Below are 2804 nucleotides of genomic sequence, written 5' to 3' on the forward strand. Positions count from 1 at the left end.
CACCTGGCCTTTCCGGCCCCGGCCCGGAGGTGAGTCATCCGGGCGCTTTCGGGGGTTTCCACCGAGATGGAAATGGTCGATCTCAACCGTGCCGTCGAGCATGTTTTCCCGCGCCACCATCAGCCGCGGTGTGTGACCCATCCGCCAGGCCGTCGGCTGGCTCACTCCAAGGATCTCGGCGAGCCGGACCGAGGACAAGCCCTTATCCGGTTGCAGCAGCAGCCACATGGCCTTCAACCAGACACGCAAGGGGCAGCCTGGTCGAATGCAGCGGGGTATGGGTCGTCACCGTGAACCGGCAATCGCCGTTGGAGCATTGATACAGACCTGGTCGCGCACGCCGCTTGCCGGTATCGCGACCAGCAAGCGCGATCGAACGCTTGTAACCACAGGCCGGGCAAATCCGACCATCCGGCCACACCATACTTCCAGCAACCGACGGCAATGCTGCTCATCCCCGAAGGCCAGGATCATCTCCTCAACGGTCCGGATACTGGAAAGCGCGGCGAGCATCGTTGCAGGCATTCTCATTTCCTTCGGATCAGGTCCAAAGAATCCCATGAAACACCGTGTACAGCAAGGGGATTGCTGTCTTTAGCTAGGGCGTAGTGACGATTTAACTATCTGAGCCAGATAGCGATAGCGGCAAGTTTGACAAAGCCCATGAAGTTGGCGAGCAGCTTGTCGTATCGAGTTGCGACGCGGCGGAACTGTTTGAGTTTGTTGAAGAAACGCTCGATGATGTTGCGCTCCTTGTAGAGATCAGCGTCGTAGGGACGCTGATGCTTTCGATTGCGCTTGGACGACGTTGGCGCCTATTTCTGCGATCTTTTCAAGCAAATGGTCGGCGTCATAGCCCTTGTCGGCGATCGCTGCGCCGGTCTCGAAGCCGTCGACGAGATCATGCGCGAAGGCGATGTCATTACGCTGCCCTGGGCTGGCGATCAGGCGAACCGGCAATCCAAGAGCATCGCCTGCCGCATGGATTTTGGTGCTCAGGCCGCCGCGAGACCGGCCCAGACCTTGGGCATCCGCCCCCCTTTTGACCGGCGCGCACCGGCGGCGTGCTGATGAGCGCGCACAATGGTCGAGTCGATCATCAGCCATTCCAGATCGGCTTCGCGCGCAAGAACCATAAGCATCTCGTCGAGAACGCCCATTTCGATCCAGCGATAGTAGCGCCGCTTCACGGATCGATAGTCGCCGAGCCGCTCGGGTAGATCACGCCAGCGCCCACCCGAGCGGGCCATCCACAGCAGGGCATTGAGGAACTTCCGGTTGTCGGTGCGCGGGCCGCGCTTGCCCTTCGTACCGCCAGGCACAAAGCCCTTGATCCGTTCCCACTGATCGTCTCGAAGCGCATCGCAGTCCATCGCTGACCTCCAAAATCAGCGTTGAATCTGATTTGCCCTTCCTTGGGAATCCCAACCCGTTAAATCGTCACTACGTCCTAGTAAAGGCCGCGTACGATTTCGCACTGCTCTTGTTCTGACCCCATTTTGCGAAATCCGCAGTCATGACGGGCTCCTTCGCCGGTTGTGGACTGAAGCGTGGCTCTTCAGCAATGCGGAAGCGGAGGTCCGCCACCAGATCACGTCATAGCCCCAGCATCGACGTCTGCTGCAGTGTTACGTGTTGTCGGTGGATCTGTTCAAGGCAGTTGACATGGCTCTGGCCAGAACTCGGCGGTTCTCGGGGATACTCATCATCGTAATGTGGTCGCCTGGAATCGGCGCGGCATGAATGGCCGTCTCACTCAAAACGCGATCCCAGCCCCGCATGGGCGAACCTGCCTCCGGACCTGCTGAATTCTTGGCTGGTGGCGGCCGACGGCTGCGGCGAGGCTCGGTGGCGTAAAACTGATGTATTTCAACTGAGAGGCGTGGAACTCGATACAACTGCAGTGCCGTTTGGAATCGGGCAATTGTTTCATACGTCAAAGCGTCATTTTGAACGTCACGATCCTCAGATATCGCTCCAATTTGCTGCGCCTTTTCAAGCAGCTGAACAAGCGAACTTTGTCTAGCGAATTGCTCCAATATGTCGAAGCGCTTGTCATCCAAAGATTCGAGAGATTCCAGCACCACTTCTCGCGCCATTTGATCAGGTGATACGCTTGATGGATTTGCAGGTAGCGCAACATCGATGAAAGCGATGAATGACACAGTTTCATCGAGATCCAGTAAGCGTTGGGCAATCGCGTAGGCCAAAATCGCGCCTGAGGAATATCCTGCAAAGCGATATGGACCTCGCGGCTGGATTTCTTTGATCGCCAGGACCACTTCCGATGCTATCCCTTCAAACGTTGGCGGGCAAAATTCGTTGCAGGACGGCCATGGCAAAGCATAGACAGGACAGTCCACGTTCATTTCATTCACCAGACTGAGGGCATACGAACAATCTCCTAACCCTGTGGGAACAAAGAAGAGCGGCGGTTGCGATCCTGTAGCCCGAACGGAAAGGACTACAGAAAACACTTGAGCTACATTGCGGTGCGGCTCCGCGTCGATCTTCGATGCAAGTTCCTTCAAAACAGGAGCTTGGAAGAGATCCGCGGCGCTAAACTTTAACCCAAGATCTAATGCGCGATTGAGAAACCGCACCGCCAGCAGCGAGTGACCGCCGAGCTCGAAGAAGTGGTCGTGGCGTCCGACCCGCTCCAGCCCCAGAAGCTCGGCCCAGATGCCGGCCAGCGCCGTCTCGACCGCGCCCTGCGGCGCCTCGTAGGCCGCCCGCGCATAGGCGTCGTCCTCGGGGACCGGCAGCGCCTTGCGGTCGAGCTTGCCGTTGGCCGTCAGCGGCAG

At 58.1% G+C, this 2804-nt stretch carries 1 protein-coding gene and 2 pseudogenes; all 3 read right to left on the reverse strand.

Going from position 1 to position 2804, the window contains the following annotated elements; genetic code table 11:
- Positions 1-525: pseudogene (locus O7A70_RS33610) on the reverse strand (transposase); the annotation flags it as partial.
- 95 nt (positions 526-620) lie between these two features.
- Positions 621-1373: pseudogene (locus tag O7A70_RS33615) on the reverse strand (IS5 family transposase).
- A 255-nt stretch (positions 1374-1628) separates the two neighbouring features.
- A partial coding sequence (locus O7A70_RS33620; RefSeq protein WP_337144178.1) for a thioesterase domain-containing protein occupies positions 1629-2804 on the reverse strand: 1176 nt, incomplete at its 5' end.

It is taken from the genome of Mesorhizobium sp. Cs1299R1N1 (genome assembly GCF_037179655.1).
Classification (GTDB): Bacteria; Pseudomonadota; Alphaproteobacteria; order Rhizobiales; family Rhizobiaceae; genus Mesorhizobium; species Mesorhizobium salmacidum.